The 19,414-nt window shown below is 69.2% G+C and carries 17 protein-coding genes; 6 read left to right on the top strand and 11 right to left on the bottom strand.

The annotated features are described in order from the left end of the window. The first annotated feature begins 31 nt into the window (after positions 1 to 31). Positions 32 to 202, top strand: coding sequence for a hypothetical protein (locus ACFYOY_RS03860; protein ID WP_351881998.1), 171 nt, complete (start codon positions 32 to 34; stop codon positions 200 to 202). Next, complete coding sequence (locus ACFYOY_RS03855) at positions 199 to 1,404, top strand: glycosyl hydrolase family 8 (protein WP_351881996.1); 1,206 nt, start codon at positions 199 to 201, stop codon at positions 1,402 to 1,404. The genes ACFYOY_RS03860 and ACFYOY_RS03855 overlap by 4 nt, the downstream gene beginning before the upstream one ends. Here ACFYOY_RS03855 and ACFYOY_RS03850 read toward each other — a convergent pair. From ACFYOY_RS03850 to ACFYOY_RS03800, 11 genes are all read right to left on the bottom strand, one after another. After that, positions 1,379 to 2,404, bottom strand: coding sequence for a polyprenyl synthetase family protein (locus ACFYOY_RS03850; protein WP_388584635.1), 1,026 nt, complete (start codon positions 2,402 to 2,404; stop codon positions 1,379 to 1,381). The two genes, ACFYOY_RS03855 and ACFYOY_RS03850, sit on opposite strands and share 26 nt — an antisense overlap. Before the next feature lie 49 nt (positions 2,405 to 2,453). Then, positions 2,454 to 4,346: a GAF domain-containing sensor histidine kinase gene (locus ACFYOY_RS03845; protein WP_351881992.1), complete on the bottom strand. Its 1,893-nt coding sequence runs from the start codon at positions 4,344 to 4,346 to the stop codon at positions 2,454 to 2,456. Then, complete coding sequence (locus tag ACFYOY_RS03840; RefSeq protein ID WP_043237438.1) at positions 4,343 to 5,032, bottom strand: response regulator transcription factor; 690 nt, start codon at positions 5,030 to 5,032, stop codon at positions 4,343 to 4,345. The genes ACFYOY_RS03845 and ACFYOY_RS03840 overlap by 4 nt, the downstream gene beginning before the upstream one ends. A gap of 5 nt (positions 5,033 to 5,037) precedes the next feature. Continuing rightward, complete coding sequence (locus ACFYOY_RS03835) at positions 5,038 to 5,670, bottom strand: phosphatase PAP2 family protein (RefSeq protein WP_351881990.1); 633 nt, start codon at positions 5,668 to 5,670, stop codon at positions 5,038 to 5,040. 323 nt (positions 5,671 to 5,993) lie between these two features. Next, positions 5,994 to 6,683, bottom strand: coding sequence for a response regulator transcription factor (locus tag ACFYOY_RS03830; protein WP_137966404.1), 690 nt, complete (start codon positions 6,681 to 6,683; stop codon positions 5,994 to 5,996). Beyond that, positions 6,680 to 8,587: a PAS domain S-box protein gene (locus ACFYOY_RS03825; protein WP_351881987.1), complete on the bottom strand. Its 1,908-nt coding sequence runs from the start codon at positions 8,585 to 8,587 to the stop codon at positions 6,680 to 6,682. Before ACFYOY_RS03825 ends, ACFYOY_RS03830 begins: the two co-directional genes overlap by 4 nt. A 2-nt stretch (positions 8,588 to 8,589) precedes the next feature. Continuing rightward, positions 8,590 to 8,934 (bottom strand): hypothetical protein, encoded by a 345-nt coding sequence (locus ACFYOY_RS03820; protein WP_244320775.1) that lies wholly within the window; start codon positions 8,932 to 8,934, stop codon positions 8,590 to 8,592. Positions 8,935 to 9,178: 244 nt separating this feature from the next. Then, complete coding sequence (locus ACFYOY_RS03815) at positions 9,179 to 10,822, bottom strand: hypothetical protein (RefSeq protein WP_351881985.1); 1,644 nt, start codon at positions 10,820 to 10,822, stop codon at positions 9,179 to 9,181. A gap of 24 nt (positions 10,823 to 10,846) precedes the next feature. Further along, positions 10,847 to 12,949 (bottom strand): glycosyltransferase family 39 protein, encoded by a 2,103-nt coding sequence (locus ACFYOY_RS03810; protein ID WP_388584629.1) that lies wholly within the window; start codon positions 12,947 to 12,949, stop codon positions 10,847 to 10,849. After that, entirely contained in the window at positions 12,939 to 14,234 is a 1,296-nt protein-coding gene (locus ACFYOY_RS03805; protein ID WP_351881981.1) for a glycosyltransferase, read from the bottom strand. Before ACFYOY_RS03805 ends, ACFYOY_RS03810 begins: the two co-directional genes overlap by 11 nt. After that, a complete protein-coding gene (locus tag ACFYOY_RS03800) occupies positions 14,231 to 14,740 on the bottom strand; it encodes a GtrA family protein (protein ID WP_351881979.1) in 510 nt (169 codons plus the stop codon). The genes ACFYOY_RS03805 and ACFYOY_RS03800 overlap by 4 nt, the downstream gene beginning before the upstream one ends. Before the next feature lie 467 nt (positions 14,741 to 15,207). On the opposite strand from ACFYOY_RS03800, the gene ACFYOY_RS03795 reads away from it, so the two are divergent. From ACFYOY_RS03795 to ACFYOY_RS03780, 4 genes are all read left to right on the top strand, one after another. Further along, a complete protein-coding gene (locus ACFYOY_RS03795; protein ID WP_351881977.1) occupies positions 15,208 to 16,197 on the top strand; it encodes a S8 family serine peptidase in 990 nt (329 codons plus the stop codon). 18 nt (positions 16,198 to 16,215) lie between these two features. Then, positions 16,216 to 17,289, top strand: coding sequence for a glycoside hydrolase family 6 protein (locus tag ACFYOY_RS03790; protein ID WP_388584625.1), 1,074 nt, complete (start codon positions 16,216 to 16,218; stop codon positions 17,287 to 17,289). A 303-nt stretch (positions 17,290 to 17,592) separates the two neighbouring features. Further along, a complete protein-coding gene (locus ACFYOY_RS03785; RefSeq protein WP_059142433.1) occupies positions 17,593 to 17,940 on the top strand; it encodes a response regulator in 348 nt (115 codons plus the stop codon). Further along, positions 17,937 to 19,208: a glycoside hydrolase family 5 protein gene (locus ACFYOY_RS03780; RefSeq protein ID WP_351881973.1), complete on the top strand. Its 1,272-nt coding sequence runs from the start codon at positions 17,937 to 17,939 to the stop codon at positions 19,206 to 19,208. The genes ACFYOY_RS03785 and ACFYOY_RS03780 overlap by 4 nt, the downstream gene beginning before the upstream one ends. Positions 19,209 to 19,414 lie beyond the last annotated feature (206 nt).

The raw sequence follows: 19,414 nt of genomic DNA, 5'->3' as shown, positions 1-19,414 counted from the left end.
GACGCTTGACGCGCGAGGAGAGGTGTCGGCCGTGGCGCTCTTCCTGTTCCTGGTGATCGTGGCCATCGTGCTCGGCCTCATCGGCTGGGTGGCGCACGGCCTGGGCTATCTGCTGGTCATCGGTGTGGTGGTGCTGGTGATCGACATCGTCCTCGGGCTGGTGCGGCTGGCGCGGAGGTCCCGGCGGCACCGGATCCGATGACGGGACGCGATGCGGCCGGCGTCCCCTTCGGCGCGCACTCCGCCCCGTACGCCCCTGGCACGCTCCGGCCCTCCGGCGACCCGGCGGCGGCAGACCGGCAGGTCCTGGAGCACTACCGGCGGTGGAAGGCGTCCTTCCTCCGGTCGGGCGATGAGGTGGGCGGCCGGGGCCGGTGCGCGGTGTTCACCCCCGACGCGGCGCACCCCTTCGTCGCCGAGGCCCAGGGCTACGGACTGGTGATCACCGCGCTGATGGCAGGCGCCGACCCCGACGCCCACGCCCTCTTCGACGGCATCCTCCGACATGTGCTGGCCCACCCCTCCGTCAACCACCCCGACCTGCACGCCGCCCAGCAGGACGCCGGTGGCCGGGACGTCGGGGGGCGGGACTCCGCGACCGACGGCGACCTCGACATCGCGTACGGTCTGCTGCTCGCGGACCGGCAGTGGGGCGGCGGCCACGGCGACTACAAGGCGCTCGCACCGCGGCGGATCGACGCCGTCATGGAGAGCGAGGTGCACCTCGGCACCCGGCTGACCAAGCTCGGCGACTGGTCCTCGGGCCGCTTCGACGAGGTCTCCCGTACGTCGGACTGGATGCCGGACCATTTCCGGGCGTTCCGGGCGGCGACCGGCGATCCGCGGTGGGACGAGGTGCTGGACGCGCATCTGTCACTGGCCGGTGCGCTGCGCACCCGCCATGCCCCGGCCACCGGGCTGCTCCCCGACTTCGTCGTGGACACCACGTCCGGTGCTCCGCGCCCCGCGCCGGGGAAGGTGCTGGAGAGCCCGCATGACGGCGACTACCACTGGAACGCCTGCCGCGTCCCCTGGCGGCTCGGCGCCGACGCGGTGACCAGCGGCGACGCACGGACCCGGGCGGCCGCGCGCGGGCTCAGCCGCTGGGCGAGGACGGCGACGGGCGGTGACCCCGGGGGAATCCGGAGCGGATACCGGCTCGACGGCACGGCCTATGGGGGCCCGGGCTCGCCCGCCTTCTTCGCGCCCTTCGCGGTCGCCGCGATGACGGAGGGCGAGAAGGTTGATGACGGGGACGAAGGGGAGGGTGAGGCCGCGCAGGGTTGGCTGGACGCGCTGTGGGCGCGGATGTGCGGCTCCCCGCCCGATCCGGCCCGCGCCTACGCGGCGGGGGTGCAACTCCAGTCGATGCTGGTGGTCAGCCACAACTACTGGGTTCCGTAGGGGCGCCCGGCCCGGGCGGCGGAACGGCGTCGGCCCGCCGCGCCACCGTCTCGCAGAGCGATTCCAGGGCGGCCCTCGCCGGGCAGTCGGGGAGCGTCGACAGGGCCGCGCGGGCGGCGTCGGCCTGACGGGCGGTCTCCCCGCGGGCCCGGCCCAGGACCGGGTGGGTGCGCAGCCGCGCCACCGCCTCCGCGTACCCCGGCCGATCGGCGGGCCCGATGAGCAGCTCATACAGCTCCCGGTCCGCGAGATCCCCACGGCCCGCACGATCCGTGTGCTCCGCCGCCCCCGCCCCCGCCCGCTCCGCCAGCAGCAGGACGGGCAGGGTGGGGCGGCGGGCGGTCGGGGTCGCCACCTCGTCGGCGAGGTGGCTCGCCACGCCCAGCCGTTCGCCGTATCGCGCGAGGGCGTCCACGGTGCTCGCGTCCGCACCCGAGGCCAGCGCGCCCAGCCGTCCGGAGACGGCGGTCAGCGAGCCGGTCCGGCTCGCCAGCACCTCCAGATGGCGCTCGACGGGGTCGCGGTCGTCGTGCGGTCCGGTCGTCTCCAGGATCTGGCCGGTGACCTGCCGCCGGAACGCCTCGGCCTGGCGCCGTACGGCCCGCGGCCCCAGGTCGGCGAGGATGTGCGAGGCGCGGGCGAAGAGGAAGTCACCGATGAGCACCGCCACCGTGTTGTCCCAGTTGGCGTCCGGGCGCGGGGCGCCGCGCCGCACGGCCGCCTCGTCCCGTACGTCGTCGTGGTAGTGCGTGGCCAGATGGGTCAGCTCGACGACGACGGCGGCGGGCACCACGCCCGGTGCGCCGGGGTCGCCGAACCGCGCCGCCAGCAGCACCAGCAGCGGTCGGAGCCGCCGCCCGGCCGTGCGGGTCAGCTCCCGCGCCGCCTCGGTGATGAACGGCACGTCGCTCTTGGTGGCCTTCAACAGGCCCTCGTCGACCGCCGCTTGGGCGGCCCGGAGGCCGTCCGCCAGCGCGCGGTCCCGCACAGGCGGCTGCATGGACAGAAATGTCCCATATGTCGTCGATGGCCGGTCTCAGGACGGCGGCTCAGGAATCCGGCGTGGCCGGAACCCTGGCCCGGATGCGGCTTCCCTGCCCGGGGCGGCTGTCCACGTTCAGCGTGCCGCCCACCTCACGGGCCCGCTCCCGCATGGAGAGCAGCCCGAGATGGCCGGGGAAGGAGCCCTTGCAGTCGAAGCCCACGCCATCGTCGGCGACGGTCAAGGTGACGGCGCCCGGTTCGTTGAGCAGATGGAGCCGTACGTTCCGGGCCTGCGAATGCTTGGCGATGTTGTGCAGCGACTCCTGGGCGATCCGGTACAGGGCGTGTTTCGCCTCCGGTGTGGTCTCCGGTTCGGCGTCGAGCTTCGCCTCGGTGGTGATCCCGTACCGGGCCCGGAGCGCCTCGACATGCTGGGTGAGCGCGGCGACCAGGCCCTCGGTCCCCAGCGATTCGGGCCGCAGCCGGCACAGCAGGGTCCGGGTCTCGGCGATCGCGGCGTCCGCGAGCCGCCGTATGTACTCGATGGGCTCGGCGAGTTCGGCCAGCTCGGCGAGGTCCACCACCTCCCCGACGGCCTCGTGGCCGCCCGCCGGATCGACCCATACCGCCCCTTCTCCTGGACTCCGCGTCTCGGCCCGTCCCACCGGCTCCGCGCTGTCGATGTCGCGTTCCAGCATCTCGCGGGCGGTACGGGCACCCAGTGCGATGCCGTAGAGCGCCTGCGAGACCGAGTCGTGCAGCTCGCGCGAGATGCGCTGCCGCTCCTCCCGGACGGACCTCTCGTGGGTGGCTCCCTGCTGCCGGTCGTTCTCCACCGCGCAGGACGCATGCCCCGCGATCACCTCCAGGAGGGTGATGTCCGCCTCGCCGGGGTCGCGGCCGGGCGGGAAGTGGCAGCACATCGCGCCGATCGCGGTGGATTCGCGCAGTAGCGGCCAGGCGGCCACCGCGCCCCGCGCCGGACCCTCGCCGTCCGCGCCGGTACGGCCGCCGCCGTGGATGACGGGCGCGGCCCCGGCGATCGCCTCCAGTGCCGGTTTCCGGGACGGCGGGGTGTGGCCGTGGCCGCCGCCGACCAGGCGCAGATTCGCCGACGGTCCGGGCTCCAGCAGATAGACGGTGCAGCTCGCGGCGCCGGTACGGGCCACCGCGCCCGCGGCCAGGGAGTCCAGGGTCCGCCGTACGCAGGGGCCGGAGAAACGGGGGAACCCCGGGGAACCGGACGAGCCCCAAGGGGAACCCGAAGGGCCCGAGGCTCCCGCGAACCCCGACGCCCCCGCGAATCCCGAGGGCCCCGAAGATCCGGAAGACCCGGAAGCCCCCGCGAATCCGGAAGGCTCCGGCAGGCCCGAAGACCCCGAGGAGCCCGCGGAACCGGCGGAGCCCGGTCCGGCGGCCGCGGACGCCAGCCGCCGCAGATGTTCCCGGTGCCGGATCTGGGCGACCGCATGGGCCGCGGGGGCCGCGAAGCGTCCCACGGTGCTCACATCGGCATGGCTGAGCCGCCGCCCGCCGCCGCGGTTCGCCACCTCGATCACCCCCACGGGGTGGCCGCGCACCAGCAGCGGCGCGTCCAGCACCGAGGCCGGGACCGCGTGCCGGGGGTCCCGGCCGAGCCGGCGCGGCCGCCGTTCGTGGCTGGAGACCGTGGGCCGTCCGGCGCGGATCGCCTGGCGGGCGGGGGAGGAGCCGCCGGGCGTCAGCGGTCCGCTCGGCGCGGTCCATGGGGCGCCGTCGGTGGCTCGTATCGTCAGGACGTCGCCCGGCTCCAGCACCATCACCCGGGCCATATCGGCGCCCAGGAGCTCACGCACCCGGCGGGCGATCAGCCGGAGCGTGGCGTCGGCGGTCTCGCCCGCCAGGATGTGTTGGGTGACCTCGGCGAGCGCGGTGGCGCTCCGTCGTCGCCGGATCGGGGTCCATCGTGTATTGATCACGCCGACCACCACTGCTCCCTCGTCGTCGACTCCAGTGCTTCCGGAGGGGTGAGTTCACCCGCCGGTACCAGGCCGGACTGCACCGCGTAGACCGCCGCCTGGGTCCGGCTGTGCACCCCCAGCTTGGTCAGGATGTGGCTGACATACGTCTTCACCGTCTGCTGGCCGATCCGCAGATCGTGGGCGATCTCCTTGTTGGCCTTGCCCCGGGCGAGCATGGTGAGGACCTCGGTCTCCCGCTCGGTGAGCTGCTCCGGGCCGCTCGGCTCTCTGACCTGGCCCATCAGCCGGGAGATCGCGGCCGGGGAGACATGGATCTGGCCCACGGCCGCGGCCTTCACCGCGTTACGGAGGTCGTCGGCCTCGGCGTTCTTCAGCAGGAAGCCGATGGCCCCCGCCCGGACCGCGCCCATGACCATGGCGTCATCGAGGGAGCTGGTCAGCGCCACCACCTCGACCTCGGGGAGGTCCTGGCGGATCTCCGCCGTGGCCGATACGCCGTCCATCACCGGCATCAGCAGATCCATCAGGACGACGTCGGGGCACAGCTCCCGGGCCAGCCGCACGGCTTCCCGGCCGTTGGTCGTCTCGCCCACCACCTTGATTTCGTTGTCGAGCCCAAGGATCATGCGTAGGCCCTGCCGGACCACCGCATGGTCGTCTGCGATCAGCACGCGAAGCGCCACTTGGCTCACCTGCCCATGGAGTACATCGCCGCACGAGCGGAGACGGACGCGGAAACGGTCGCGATCAGCGGTTCGAAGAGGGGGAGGACCAGCAGGACGAGGACGCCCGCCATCCACCCGCCCAGGACGTCACTCACCCAGTGGGTGCCCAGATAGACGGTGGTCAGACCGATGCCGAGCGCCATCACACAGACGATCAGCGCGCCGGTCCGCCGGTGGCGACCGGCGAGATAGGCGACGGTGCCCCAGATCACGACGGCGTTGGCGGCGTGACCGGAGGGGAAGACCATTCCGCCGTGGAAGAGCTCGGCGGACCCAGGGGTCTGGGCGTAGTGCGGGCCCACCCGCCCGGTGAGGATCTTGACGGCGCCGACGCTCACATTGAGCAGCAGCAGCGCCACGCCCAGGACCAGCGGCGGGCGCGGGCTTCCGGTCCGCCCACCGCGCCAGCAGGTCCAGGCCAGGGCGGCCAGGGCGGTGGGGCCGCGCTGGCCCGTGATGACGAAGGCGTCCAGGACCGGTCGGAGCCGCGGCCAGTGCTTGTACGGCTTGAACAGGGCCACCTGCCAGTCGAGCCGGACGAGCTGCGAGCCGGTGAGCACGGCCGCGAGGACCGTCGCGTAACAGGCGGCGGCCACCAGGATGGCGATCGTGTGTCCCCGACTGAGCGGGCATCGGATCCGTCCATGGACTCGCATGGGGAGGAAACCCGTCTCGGTATGCCCGCGATTCCATCCTAAGGGGGACTTTCCGCCCCATTCGGCCCTCGGTGGGCTCGGCCCAGGTGGTCCGCCCCAGGTGGCCCCGCCCTCACATGGAGTCGCCCCATCCGTATGGGACCCAGACCGGGGAGGACCTCCGGGGGAGCCCGTACGTACGGTATGGGGCGCGAAAGCGAACGGCCCCCCGCGCCGGAGGAGGGGGCCATGGCCATACCCGCAGGGGCTCCGGGGTCAGCCCGTCACTCCTCCGGCCCCTCCGGCTGCGCGGGCTTGAAGCCGAATTCGGCGGCCCTCGCGACCGCCTCCAGCTGTGAGCGCGCGTCCAGCTTCTCCAGGATCCTGCGCACATGCGTGCGCACGGTGGCGTAGCTGATGCTCAGCCGCTCCGCGACGGCCCGGTTGTCCAGGCCCTGGCTCATCAGCGTGAGGATCTCCTGCTCACGCGGGGTCATGCTGTCCAGGCGCTCGGTCTGCTCGGCGGTGGACCGCGCGTCCTCGCGGTGCCGTGCCAGCACCTCCACCAGGGTGCTGGCCGGGATGAGGGTCTCGCCTTCGGCGGCCGAGCGGATGGCGGCAGCGATCTCGTCGCCGCTCGCCGACTTCAGCAGATAGCCGCAGGCGCCCGCCTCCACCGCGGCCAGCAGCGCCGAGTCGCTGGCGTCGGCGCTGAGGATCACGATGGCGACGGAGGGGTCATGGGCCCGTATGCCGGCCGCCGCGTCGGCCCCGGTGCCGTCGGGCAGCCGGAAGTCGACCAGGGCCACATCGGGCTTCAGCTCCTTGGCCATGGGCACGGTCTCGGCGACCGAGTCCGCCCAGCCGACCACCGTCAGATCCGAGTACTCGGCCAGCAGGGCCCACAGCCCCTCGGCCACCACCCGGTGGTCCTCGACGATCAGCACCTTCGTCAGTTCGGGAGGTGCGGTCACGGCTGTGGGTCCCCTTCGGGGGAGTCGGTGGGGTCGAGTGACGCGTCCGGGGGAGCGCCGAGCGGCACCCAGAACTCCACGGTGGTGCCGGAGCCGGGTTCGCTCTCGATCCGGCACCAGCCGCCCGCGATCTGGGCCCGCTCCTGGATTAGGGAGAGCCCGAGATGGCCGGGGCGGGATTCCACCTCGAGCGGGTTGTAGCCCTCTCCGTCGTCGACAATCCGCACCAGGCAGCCGTCGTCGAGCCCGAGCAGCTGTACATGGACCGTCTTGGCGTGGGCGTGCTTGCGTACGTTCACCAGCGCTTCCTGGGCGGTCCGGTAGATCAGCGCCATCGTCTCGGCCGGGGGATTGGCCGTGAGCCGGTCCTCCAGCCGGTAGGTGATATCGGTCTCGGTGCGTATCTGCTCCAGCAGGCCGCGCAGCGCCCCGGCCAGGCAGCCGTGTTCCAGGCTGGACGGCCGCAGGTCGAAGATCAGCTGCCGCAGCCGGCTGAGTGAGAGCTTCAGGGTCTCGTCCAGCTTGTCCATCACCCGCTGCTCGTCCGGGTCCCGCAGCCGCCGGCGCAGCTGCTGGAGGCGGAGGCTGGCCGCGGTGATCACCTGGATGGTGTCGTCGTGGATGTCGGCGGCGATCCGCCCCCGCTCGGCCTCCTGGGCGTGGACCAGATGGCTGAGCAGCGCCTGGCGGTCGCGGTCGGTGACCTCCAGCAGCTCCAGGCTGCGCTCCAGGACGAACTGGGCGCGCTGCACCTCGGTGATGTCCCGGATGGTCAGGACGGTGAGCAGGCCCTCCTCCGTACGCAGCGGGCTGATGCTGACGTCGGCGGGGAACTGCTTGGCGTCGCTGCGCCGGCCGACCAGCTCCATGCTGTGGCCCACCGGCTCCTCCAGGCTGTCGTCCCATTCGCGCAGCGAGACGGTGAGCGGCTGGTCGGGCAGGAGCGCCTCCACGGCCCGGCCGATCAGATGGTCGCGGTCGTAGCCGAAGAGCGCCTCGGTGCGCTTGTTGGCCGCCTGGATCCGCCCGCTGGTGTCCACGATCAGCATCGCGTCCGGGGAGGACTCGATGAGCTGGCGGAACCGGCTCTCGGCCGCCCGCAGCTGGCTGAGGTCGGCGATGAAGACCACCCCGCGAGGCTGCCGGCCCTGCAGATGGCCGCCGCTGAACTGGGCGGGGAACTCGGTGCCGTCGCGGCGGCGGCCGCTCATCACCGACGGCGCGGTGAAGACCCGGCCGATCAGCTGCTCGGAGGCGGTGCGGTAGCGCTCGGGGACGAGGTCCCGCAGCCGCTTGTCGCGCAGCTCCGCCGAGCTGTAGCCGAACATGTGCCGGGTGTGGGCGTTGGCGTACTCGATCCGGCCGCGGGGGCCGACGATCAGGACGCCGCACGGCGCATGGCCGAGCAGCTCCAGGAACGAGTCCTCCAGGCGGTTGCCGACCAGGTCCTCGAACCGCCAGGAGGCGCGCTCGGCTCGGCGCAGCGGCTCGGCGCAGTCCGCGAGGAGCTCCGCGGACATGCTGAACTGATCGCGGGCGGCCCGGATGATCGCCTCGAGGATCTCCTCGGCGGGGGTGCCCTTGACCAGATAGCCGCTGGCCCCGACGGCGAGCATGTTCAGCACGGTCTCGCGTTCGCCGTGGGCGGACAGCGCCACCACCCGGGCGTCGGGAACCTGGTCGCGGATGGCCCGGACGCTGCTGGGGGCGTCGCCCCGGGGCATGTGCACGTCCATGATCACGACCCTGGGGCGGTGGTCGACCGCCGCGCGCACGGCCTGCTCATGGTTGATGGCCAGGCCCACCAGTTCCAGGTCGGGGTGGGAGTCGATGAGGTCGGCGAGCGCCTCCCGGACGGCCGGGTCGTCATCGGCCACCACAACATCGATCCGGTTGTCGCCCATCACTACCCACCTCCCTTGAGGACGGCACCCTGCAGTTCGCGGATGCTGAATTCATCGCGCCGGCAGTGCGCCAGCGAGGGCATGACCGCGGCCAGTGGCGCGACCAGCACGTTGTAGTGGCTTCCGATGCGGTCGCATACGGCGACCGCCGTCGCGGCGTCCCATACCGCGGCCCAGAAGGCCCAGTCGTGTCTCTGGTGGTTCCGCGCGGTGTCCAGGGCGGCCCGGCGCGCCACCGAGGCGGCGACCAGGATCCGGTACCGCTCCTCGGGTGTGGTGGTGCGATGGACCACTGCCCAGCCCTCGGCGCGGGTCTGGCTGGACGTCTGCTTCCACAGATCGGCCACCCGGTCGATTTCCTCTGGGGAGAGGTCTTCGATATGGGTCAGGAATTGTAGGACTCTTCGTGAGTTAGGGCCGAAAACTACGCTCATAGGACACTCCAGGACGCATGGTACATCTATGGAACTGGTGAGCCGCCCTACGGCCGCCGGCGGCCGGCCGCTCCCTGGAACGTGGGCCTGCCTTTCGGCCGTTTTCGCCGTCCGGCACGGTCCGGCCCACGTTCTTCCTCGGTGCCGTCTGCCGTCCCTAATCTCCGCGTCCCTGGGACATGTTGATGCTCGCCTTCGCGACGCCACCGCTCTTCTGGCCGATGAGCTGGAAGGCCACACCGCTCTCGTCCGCCGTGGTGATCTTGTACGAGCCCACGGCCGACGCCTTGCCCCGGCTGTCCACCTGGAAGGTCCCGATCTTGCGCTGGCCCTTCGAGCCCGACCCGGCGTAGGCGTTCACCGTCTCGCCCGGAGCGAACCCCGCGACATAGAAGCTGAGCGTGGTGCCCGCCCTGCCGCCGAAGGCGCTGGGCTCGGCGGACGGGGTGTACGGCAGCACGGTGAAGCCCGAGCGGACCACGGCCCGGCTCTGGTCGCCGATCGCCATCAGCGTCTGCCGCCCCTTGAGGCCGAACGGCACGTTGAACGCCACATCGCGGATCTGCCCCATGCCGTTCGCCTGGGCGGTGAAGGCCGGCAGCCCGCCGGTGGAGTTGATGTAGACCAGCACCCGTTCGCCGGGCGCGAACTTGTTGGCGGACAGCGTGATCCGCTGGCCGGCCTTGAGCGCGTACGGCTTGGACTTCATCGAGGGGTACATGGCCAGCATCTGGAAGGGCGCGGTCGCCGTGGTCTTGCTGCGCTTGCCCACCAGGACCAGGGTGCTGGAGCCGGTCGGGGCCACGCCCACCTTGATCGCCGCCTGGCCGACGCCGCCGCTGCTGTCGGTGTGCAGCGTGGTGACGGGGATGCCGGTGGTCCGGCCCCAGAAGACGTCGATCGTCTCACCGGGGCGGAAACCGCGGGCGGTGACCGTCACCACGTCGCCGGGGCGGCCGACCAGCTTGTTGATCTTCGCGGTGCCGACGGCGCCACCGGTGATCACCTTGGCTTCCGCGGCCTTGGTGCTGCCGCGCTGCTGGGCGACCAGGGTCGCGGGCCGGTTGCCCGCGCTCTCGGGCATGGTGAACCGGGCGTAGATCGACCCGAACTTGTCCGAGCGCACACTGCCGATGGCGCGGCCCTTGGTGTCCGACTTCCGGACCTTGAGCAGGATGTCCACCGTGGCCTTCTTGTCGAAGCCACCGCCCTCGACCGCGGCGCTGCCGCCGGGGTTCACCAGACCCGGGTTGATCACGATGATCGGGCCCGATGCCTGGGGGACCCGCTGGTTGCCCAGCTTGATGGTCTTGGGCTGCTTGGGCGGGCGTATCTCCTGCTCCTGCCGGGAGTGCTCCTTCTTCGGGGCGCCCCCGCCTCCGCCGCCGGTGGTGTTCAGGGCGCCTCCGAAGCCGCCGCGCGCGACCACCTGGACGAGCGATCCGACGATCGCGAAGACCACGAGAGCCAGCAGGACGGTCTTCCAGGTGAGCTTTTTCTTCTTGTCACCGTCGCGGGTGTTCTCCTCGTCGAGGGTGTTCTTCTGGTGGGGGAGGTTCTCCTCGGCGAGGGGGCTTTCCTCCTCGGGGATCTCCTCTTCCTCGAGGATGTCGTCCTCATCGGAGACGTCCTCTTCCTCGGGGATCTCCTCTTCCTCGAGGATGTCGTCTTCCTCGGAGATACCGTCTTCCTCGGAGACGTCGTCCTCCTCGGGGATTTCCTCCTCGTCGGGGATTTCCTCCTCATTCTCGGGATCATCCCTGTCCTCCCGAACATCCCAGTCGTCGTCGTACTCAGGCATGGCCTTCACCTCCTCTTCCCATGGCTACTGCACACGGTAGATTTCCAGCTTGATATTGCCCCGGGTTACCGACCAGACGCGGGTGGAATTTTGCAGCGCCTTGAGAATCCAGTTCTCTCGGCCGTCGCCATTGTTGAGCATCATGGATCTGCGCATCTTGTTAGACATGATGATGTAGTCCACGTACTGCCATTTCTTCTTGAACAGTTTGTCGCGGACGTCCGGGTCGGACGAGGCGTTCCAGTGGGAGTGCGCGTACGGGTAGAACGGGCGGATATCGTGCAGCTGACTCCACAGGTCGTCGTCCATGACGATGCGCGAATTCGGCGGAACGTGCTTGCGTACCCAGGCGATCTGAGCATGCTGCATTCCGGTGAGGTTGATCTTGGACTGGTACTGGTCGGCAATCTGCGTACGGCCCTCGGTATTGGTGTGGACGAGATATCCGGAGGCCGGTGACGCCAGGAGCAGAATGGCGACGAACGACGGCACGGCGACCCGGATCATGGAATGGGCACCACGCATGAACCGACTGGCGAACGAGCCCTTGAGCAACCGGTCCGTGACCATGCCGACATTGAGGGCGAACATCGGGATCAGCGGCGTGACGTAGAAGTCCAGCACCACGCTGCCACGCACCAGATAGAAGGCGTATCCGAAGGCCAGCGTTCCGGCGACCAGAAAGCCCAGGTTGCGCCTGCGGTTCCGCACGCCGATCCACAGGCAGATCACCATCGCGCACACCCCGGCGATCAGCAGGACCTTGTCCCGCACCAGCCAGCTGGTCTGAAGCAGTCCGGTGTGGCTGAAGAGGGTGCCCTGGTTTCGGTTGAGCTGCCACCACAGGGTGTAGAGCAGCGATACGTGGTCAGCGGGCGGATTGTTCAGATCGAAGTCGAATCCGCTCGGCAGCAGCTCGTTCTTGAGCAGTGCGTAGGTCACATATGCGCCGATCGGGCTGAGCGCGGCGAATGGCCAAAGGGTCCTGGTGAACCGATGGCTGGGCGATCCCTTGATTCTTCGGTAGAGCAGATACATGAAGGTCGGCACGAAGAAGATCGCGTTCTCCTTGGTGATCAGGGCCATCCCCAGCGCCACCCCGCCGCCGAACACCGCTCTGATCGTGACTTCCCGGCGGAGCAGCATGAACAGGCTCAGCAGCAGCCAGAAGATCATCAGGTTGTCCAGCAGGACCTGCCGCTGGAAGTAGACCGCGATCGGCGAGACGTTGAAGAGGAACGCGGTGACGGTGGCGGCCAGCACACTGCCGGACAGCCGCCGGGCGATCTCGAACAACAGATAGACGCTGGCGATATGCACCAGCAGCATCAGAAATCGTCCGGTGTTGATTGCGCTCCCGAAGGTCTCGAACTGCTTCGGCAGCGGAAAGGCCCAGCCGGCCAGGGTGATCCAGCCCAGCGGGGCGTGGTCGTAATCGTAGGTGTACGGGGACAGGCTGGTCTCCCGCAGCACCGACCACGCCCGCTGCATATAGATGCCCTCGTCGGTGAGGTAGAGGGGGTAGCGGAACAGGTGGTAGCCGTGGGTGAGCACGCCGGTCAGCAGGGAGACGACCAGGGCGATCTTGCCCTTGGTCCCCAGCGGGGGGAACCAGCCGCGCGCCACGGAGAACCGCGGGCCGCGACGCGGACGCCGCGCGGGGGCCTTGGCGTTCTTGGCCGCCACGGTCTTCTTGCCTGGCGTGGCGTTCTTGTTCGGTGCGGTCTTCTTGCCTGGCGTGGTGCTCTTGTCTGGTGCGGTCTTCTTGCCTGGTGCGGTGCTCTTGGCCGCCACGGTCTTCTTGCCTGGCGTGGCGTTCTTGTCTGGTGCGGTCTTCTTGCCTGGTGCGGTGCTCTTGGCCGCCACGGTCTTCTTGCCTGGCGTGGCGTTCTTGTTCGGTGCGGTCTTCTTGCCCGGTACGGTGCTCTTGTCTGGTGCGGTCTTCTCGTCTGGTGCGGTCTTCTTGCCCGGTACGGTGCTCTTGTCTGGTGCGGTCTTCTCGTCCGGTGCGGTGCTCTTGTCCAGCCGCGTGGTGCTCCTGTTGGGCGCGGTCTCCTTGTCCGCCGCGGTCTTCCGGCCTTCCGGGTCGACGGGCGCCGACCGCGAGGGCGTGGTGTTATCCGACACGCGACTCCGCCTCCTCGGTGGTGGCCCGGTGGGCGCCTACGTGCTGTGTCTTCTCCCAGTCGTGGCGGCCGAGCATCTCGCGCCGCATGGCCCGCAGCGCGGCGTACGCGAGGATCATCTGAAAGGGGAACCAGGCGATGGCCATGCGCATGAGGGCTTTGGGCGAGGCTTCGAGGCCGTGGGCGCCGGTGAACTCGTACAGACCGACCGCCTGGACCAGAAAGTGCGCGGCCAGCAGCAGTACGGGCAGATACGAGCAGAGCGCGATCAGCACCGGCACCTTGAGGATGAGGATCATGCCGAGCGAGATCGGCAGATAGAGGCCGAGCAGCGCCTGTCCGCGCGGGAACACCAGGACGTAGAAGGCGAGCCAGCGCTGTTTGCGCGTCGGCATCTTCTTCCACGTGCCCTTCTTCAGGGTCTGTATAAAGCCCTGGCTCCAGCGGGTGCGCTGCCGGATGAAGTGGCCGAGGGTCGGCGGGGTCTCCTCCTTGGTCACATACCGGTCGTCATAGACGACGCGCACCCGCTCGCCCATGGCGGATATCCGCAGGCCCATGTCGGCGTCCTCGGTGAGGTTGCGGTCGTCCCAGCCGCCGAGCCGCAGCAGCAGTTCACGGGCGAAGAAGACGGTGTTCCCGCCGAGCGGGATCGAGCCGTGGTGGGCGTGGTAGTGCAGCCGGCTCTTGAACCAGAAGAAGTACTCCAGGACGTTGAGCGTCGAGTACCAGTTGGACTCGTAGTTCATCAACTGCACGCCGGCCTGGACCACTCTGACCTTCTCCTGCACCATCACGGTGTTCACCAGGCTGAAGATCTCCGGGTGGATATCGTCCTCCGCGTCGAAGATCGTCACCACTTGGTTGGCGGTGTGCGGAAGCGCCGTGTTGAGGCCGTGCGGTTTGTTGATCGGCTGGTCGTCGAACACCACGACCCGCACGTTGCGCAGCCCTTCCCGCTTCAACTCGTCGATCTTCTCTTCGGCTTTTTTGATCGTGCCGTCGTCGTCCTGTGAGCAGATCACGAAGACCTCCAGCAGTTCGGCCGGATAGTTGGCCCGCACCACGCGCTCGATGGTGTTCTGGATGACGTCTTCCTCATGCCGGGCGGGCAGCAGGACACTGAAGGAGATCTGGGGCGGCAGGAACTCATCCGGTGCCCTGGCCTTCCGTTCGGCATCCGACCGGTCCCAGGTGTAGAGCATGAGGTAGAGGACGTGGGCCGACTGGACGGTGAGCAGAATCGAGACCACGATCAACACCAGGTAGATGATGGAGACAATCATCGGCTCCGCCTCCCCCAGACCCAGCCGGTACTCGACGCGAAGTTGACCGCGAAAGCCGCCGCGATGCCGAGGCAATTCGCCAGCAGCAGATGCGTTCCGCCGCGCACCAGTGACCAGACGATGAGCACATTGACCCCGAGTCCGCCCAGGACCGAGACATTGAACTTGATGAATCGACGGAGGGACGGAGTGCCGACCGCGAAGGTCCACCGGTCGTTCAGCAGATAGTTGTGCACCACGGCCAGTTCCACCGCTATCGCCGACGCCGCCAGGAGCGGAAGTCCGGCCCAGTGATAGAGAACGAAGAGGACCGCCGTGTTCACGAGCACACCGCCCCCGCCGACGACCGCGAACCGAAGGGCCAGCCCGGGCATACCGGCCATCGGGTTCCGGACCGGGAGGGCTCGCGAGAGCATTCCGGTCCGCTTACGGGCGTTGCCGGCGGAGGTATCCGCCTCTTCGTCCGGCTCTCCGGTGCGCTCGCTGAACGTTCGGAAACGCTGCATCGCGACTCCCTCGACAGGAGGCTCTTATCGCCGTTGACCCAAGAGTGCGTCACCCGAAAAGGAGGTAGTACCCGCGACCGGGGGAGCGGGTGGTACACCTTCGGCGGACCCCTCCGCTCCCCCGTATTGGGGAGAGCCCGGCCCGGGGTATCCCGACCGGTCCCCCAAAGAAGGGACGGGTCGCTCACCCTCTCGCGGGTGTCAGTACCTGCGGGGGATGCCCAAGATGAAATGGGCCCGACGGCCTTGCGTCCCGTGCGAAGAGAGTAGGTGACGTAATGTCAGGTCACGTGATGTCACGCCATCCATTCGCCGGCCGGGCCGGAGCGGTCATCGCAGCGATGACGCTCGCACTGGCCACGCCGGCTGCGGCAAGTGATTCCCATTCCGGTGGGCTGCACGATTCCGAATGGGCGCTGACCGCGCTCAAAGCGGAACGCGCCTGGAAAATCAGCAAAGGTGCCGGAGTGACCGTGGCGGTCATCGGCACCGGGGTCGACGCAACACATCCGGATCTGCGCGGGCGCGTGGTCCGCGGAAAGGATTTCGCGGGCGGTACCGGCGGCTTCGGCACCCGGGACGGCGGCAAGGCGGCCGAGCAGTCCACTCATGCCGCCGGAATCATCGCCGGCACCGGCCGTAATTACCGCGGCGACGGGGTGTACGGCCTCGCGCCCCAGGCCAAGGTGATGCCGCTCGGCGTCTACCGCGACGGAAAGGCGCTCCCCGACCCCACCGCGAAGGCCATACGCCACGCGGTCGGCCAGGGCGCGCGCGTCATCGATCTGGCCGTCTCCTTCAAGCGTCCGACCCCCGCGCTGCGGTCCGCGGTGAAGTACGCCGTCGCCAAGGACGCCGTGATCGTGGCCGGCGCGGGCGACAACGGCAAGGAAGGCAACAAGCCCACCTACCCGGCCGCCCTCCCCGGAGTGGTCGCCGTGGTGGCCACCGACAAGAAGGGCGCCGTATGGACCTCCTCCCACCACGGTGGGAAGACCCTCCTGGCCGCCCCCGGCGTCTCCATCCTCACCACCTCCGGCAACAACGACTACTGGACCGGCGACGGCACCGGCTTCGCGGCGCCCTGGGTCGCGGCGGGCGCCGCGCTGCTGCGCTCGGAGCACCCCCGCTGGAACGCCAACCAGGTCGTCCAGAAGCTGATCGACACTGCCGACCGCAAGGGCTCCGCGGGCCACGACCCACGCTATGGATACGGGGTGATCGCCCCGGCCAAGGCGCTGGCGGACCGGGCCGCGCCACCGGCCTCCGCCGAGCTCTCCGCCCCCCGCCGCCATCCGGCCGCCATCCCGGCCGCCTCCGCCGACAAAACCGACGGGGATGAATCCGCGCTGGTCACGATAGGGGTGGTGGCCGGAGTCCTGGTGGTGCTCGCGGTCCTGGCGGTGGTGCTCATCAGCCGGCGCAGGCCCCCGCCCGACAACTCCCGCAACGGCTGAGGCCGGGCTGGATTCGCCATGATCACGAAACTGTGCGCACGTGTCCGCCGCCCCCGCCCGCCGGCCGGCGGACGTAAGCCCAGGTGGGCGGGGCGGGGCATCGCCCAGCTGATCGTGATGGTGCTGGTGGTCGAGGTGGTGATGGCGGCGACCACCGTGCAGGCCCTGTTCGTGGGCCCGGTGCGGCAGCCGAACGGCAAGCCGTCACTCCCCGTGGCCAAGCCGTTCTTCCCGGCGACGACCCGCTTCTACACCGACCCCCACAACCCGGCCGCGACCTGGGTGCGGGACCACCCGCACGACCGGCGCGCGTCGGCCATCGCCGAGCGGATCGCCGCCGAGCCCCAGGCCGCCTGGCTCACCGAGACCAATGAGTCCCTGGTCGAGGAGCGGACCCGCTCCCTGGTCCGCACCGCCGCCGCCCAGCGACGGCTGCCGGTGCTGGTCCCGTACACCATCCCGCAGCGCGACTGCCAGCAGCTGAGCTCCGGCGGCGCCGGGGACACGGCCGCCTACGGGCGCTGGAGCGAGGCCCTCACCCGGGGGATAGGGGGCGGGCGCGCCATCGTCATCCTCGAACCGGACGCGCTCGCCCATATGAGCTGTCTCAAGCGGCGGCAGCAGGCGGAGCGGTTCGCGGCGCTGTCGTACGCGGCGCGGGCGCTCCAGCGGGGGGCGCCACGGGCCCGGGTCTACTACGACGCCGGGAACTCCGGATGGCAGCCCGCGCGCACCATGGCCGATCGGCTGCGGCGTGCCGGTATAGAGCGGTACGGGGACGGGATAGCGGTCAACGTCTCCAACTTCAACGCCACCGCCGACGAGGTGCGCTACGGACTCTCCGTGATCAGGGAGCTGCGCAGGCCACGGCTGGGGGTTGTGGTGGACACCAGCCGCAATGGGGCGGGGCCCACGCGGAAGCACAGCTTCTGCGATCCGCCGGGCCGCAAGCTGGGCAGGCCCCCCACCGCCGCCACGGGCATCCCCGGCATCGACGCCTTCCTATGGGTCAAGCAGCCGGGGCAGGCGGACGGCTGTGCCGCCGGTGCGGGCATGTTCCTGCCCGGCTACGCGTACCGGCTGACGCGCTGACCCCGACCCCCCTGCCCCTCTGAGCCCTGCCCCGCTGACCTCCTCAAAGGCGCCGGTCACCCCGTGACCGGCGCCTTTCGCATGCCCTGAGCACCTCCCACCGGCCCCCATATCGGACATAACCCCCATAAAACGGCCGAATTCTCCTACCTCAATTGAGGTAGGCGGAATTCGGTCGTTTGGTGTGCCCGGAATTCCTGCAATTGAGGTACGCAGATTTCAGTCAGCCGTACGGCGATTCGGACCGCGGTCAGTCCCTAATGTCGGTGAGCGAAAGGACAAGCCACGAAGGAGCTCCGATCGATGCACAGAGTTCTCGTCGTGGAGCACCACCCACTGGTGTTGAGTGCTCTCGCCGATCTCGTTGTCGAGGAGCCCGGACTGGAGCTATCCGGAATTGCAGGGTCGGCCCGAGAGGCAATTTCTCTGGCCAACCACATGCAGCCGGATGTGGTGCTGATCGACGTGGATGAGCCCAGCTGGCAAACGCAGCGGTTGGTCCGCCTGATCGGCGAACTTCTACCGTCCGCGCGGATTGTCCGGCTGACCGCAGTCTCCGACCCGCAGATGGAATGTCTGGAATCTCCGACGAACAACCCCAGCATCCTCAAGACCGCAGTACCCGAATTCCTCAGGAGCATCACCGAATGAATTCCCCCATGGACCAGAACAACGCCCCGACCACCGAGACCAAGCGCACGCCGCGCTCGCAGCGTCTCCGCTTCGGTATCGCCGCGGCCGTCGTCGCTGCTGCTGCCGTGGGTGGCACTGTCACCGCTTTCGCGGTGAACAACACCGATGGCCAGTCGGCCACCACCTCCGCCGCCGGGGCCAAGGCCACCGGTGCGGGCGCCGAGGGTCCGCTGTCCACCAAGAAGAGCGAGATCGTGGACTCCGACGGCAAGAAGGTCGTCCTGACCGGTGTGAACTGGTTCGGTTTCGAGACCGGCACCTACGCGCCGCACGGCCTGTGGACCCGTAACTGGGAGTCGATGCTGGACCAGATGGCCAAGCAGGGCTTCAACACGATGCGTCTGCCGTACGCGAACGAGATGTTCAAGTCGTCGGCCAAGCCCAACGGCATCGACTGGCACAAGAACCCCGATCTGAAGGGCCTCACCCCCCAGCAGATCATGGACAAGATCGTCAAGGGTGCCACCGACCGCGGCATCCGCGTGATCCTGGACCAGCACCGTCCGGACCAGTACGGCCAGAGTGAGCTGTGGTACTCCCAGAGCCTCACCGAGAAGCAGTGGCTGGACGACTGGGTCAAGCTGGCCAAGCGCTACAAGAACAACGACCGGGTGATCGGCGCCGACCTCCACAATGAGCCGCGTGGCCAGGCCACGTGGGGCGACGGCAACCCGAAGACCGACTGGCAGCTGGCGGCCACCAAGGCCGGTAACGCCATCCACAAGGTCAACAAGGACTGGCTGATCTTCGTCGAGGGTACGGACCGCCACAAGAACGAGCAGTTCTGGTGGGGCGGTGACCTCCAGGGTGTGAAGAAGCACCCGGTGAAGCTCAAGGAGCCGAACAAGGTCGTCTACTCGGCCCACGACTACGGTCCGGGTGTCTACAACCAGAACTGGTTCATGGCGAAGGACTTCCCGAAGAACATGCCGGCCATCTGGGACAAGCACTGGGCGTACATCAAGAAGCAGAACATCGCCCCGCTGCTGATGGGTGAGTTCGGTGGTAAGAAGACCGCCGGTAAGAGCTCCGAGGCCGTGTGGCAGAACGCCCTGATGGACTACCTCAAGAAGCACCAGATCAGCTACACCTACTGGACCTGGAACCCGGACTCGGGTGACACCGGCGGTGTGCTGAAGAACGACTGGAAGACCATCGACCAGAACAAGATGAAGATGCTGTCCAAGTACCAGACGCCTCTGCTGGAGGCGAAGAAGGGGAAGTAATCGTCGGAGTGACCCCTTCGGTACACCGCCGATGACCACCTGGAGGTCATGGGCAGTGGGCAGCAGCGAGGGCCCGCAGGCAGCCGCCTGCGGGCCCTCGTCTTGTTCCCGGCGGCCCGCGGGCCCGGGATCTGCGCCGGGCCCGCTGTTCGCTCCGGACTCGTTCCGCCGGAAGGGAAGCGGGGCGGACCCCCGGCGGGTTTCCC

The sequence above is a fragment of the Streptomyces sp. NPDC007875 genome (assembly GCF_042868035.1).
Lineage (GTDB): Bacteria > Actinomycetota > Actinomycetes > Streptomycetales > Streptomycetaceae > Streptomyces > Streptomyces antimycoticus.
Note: the sequence above shows the minus strand (reverse complement) of the source record. Positions and strands in the feature narration are given on the sequence as shown.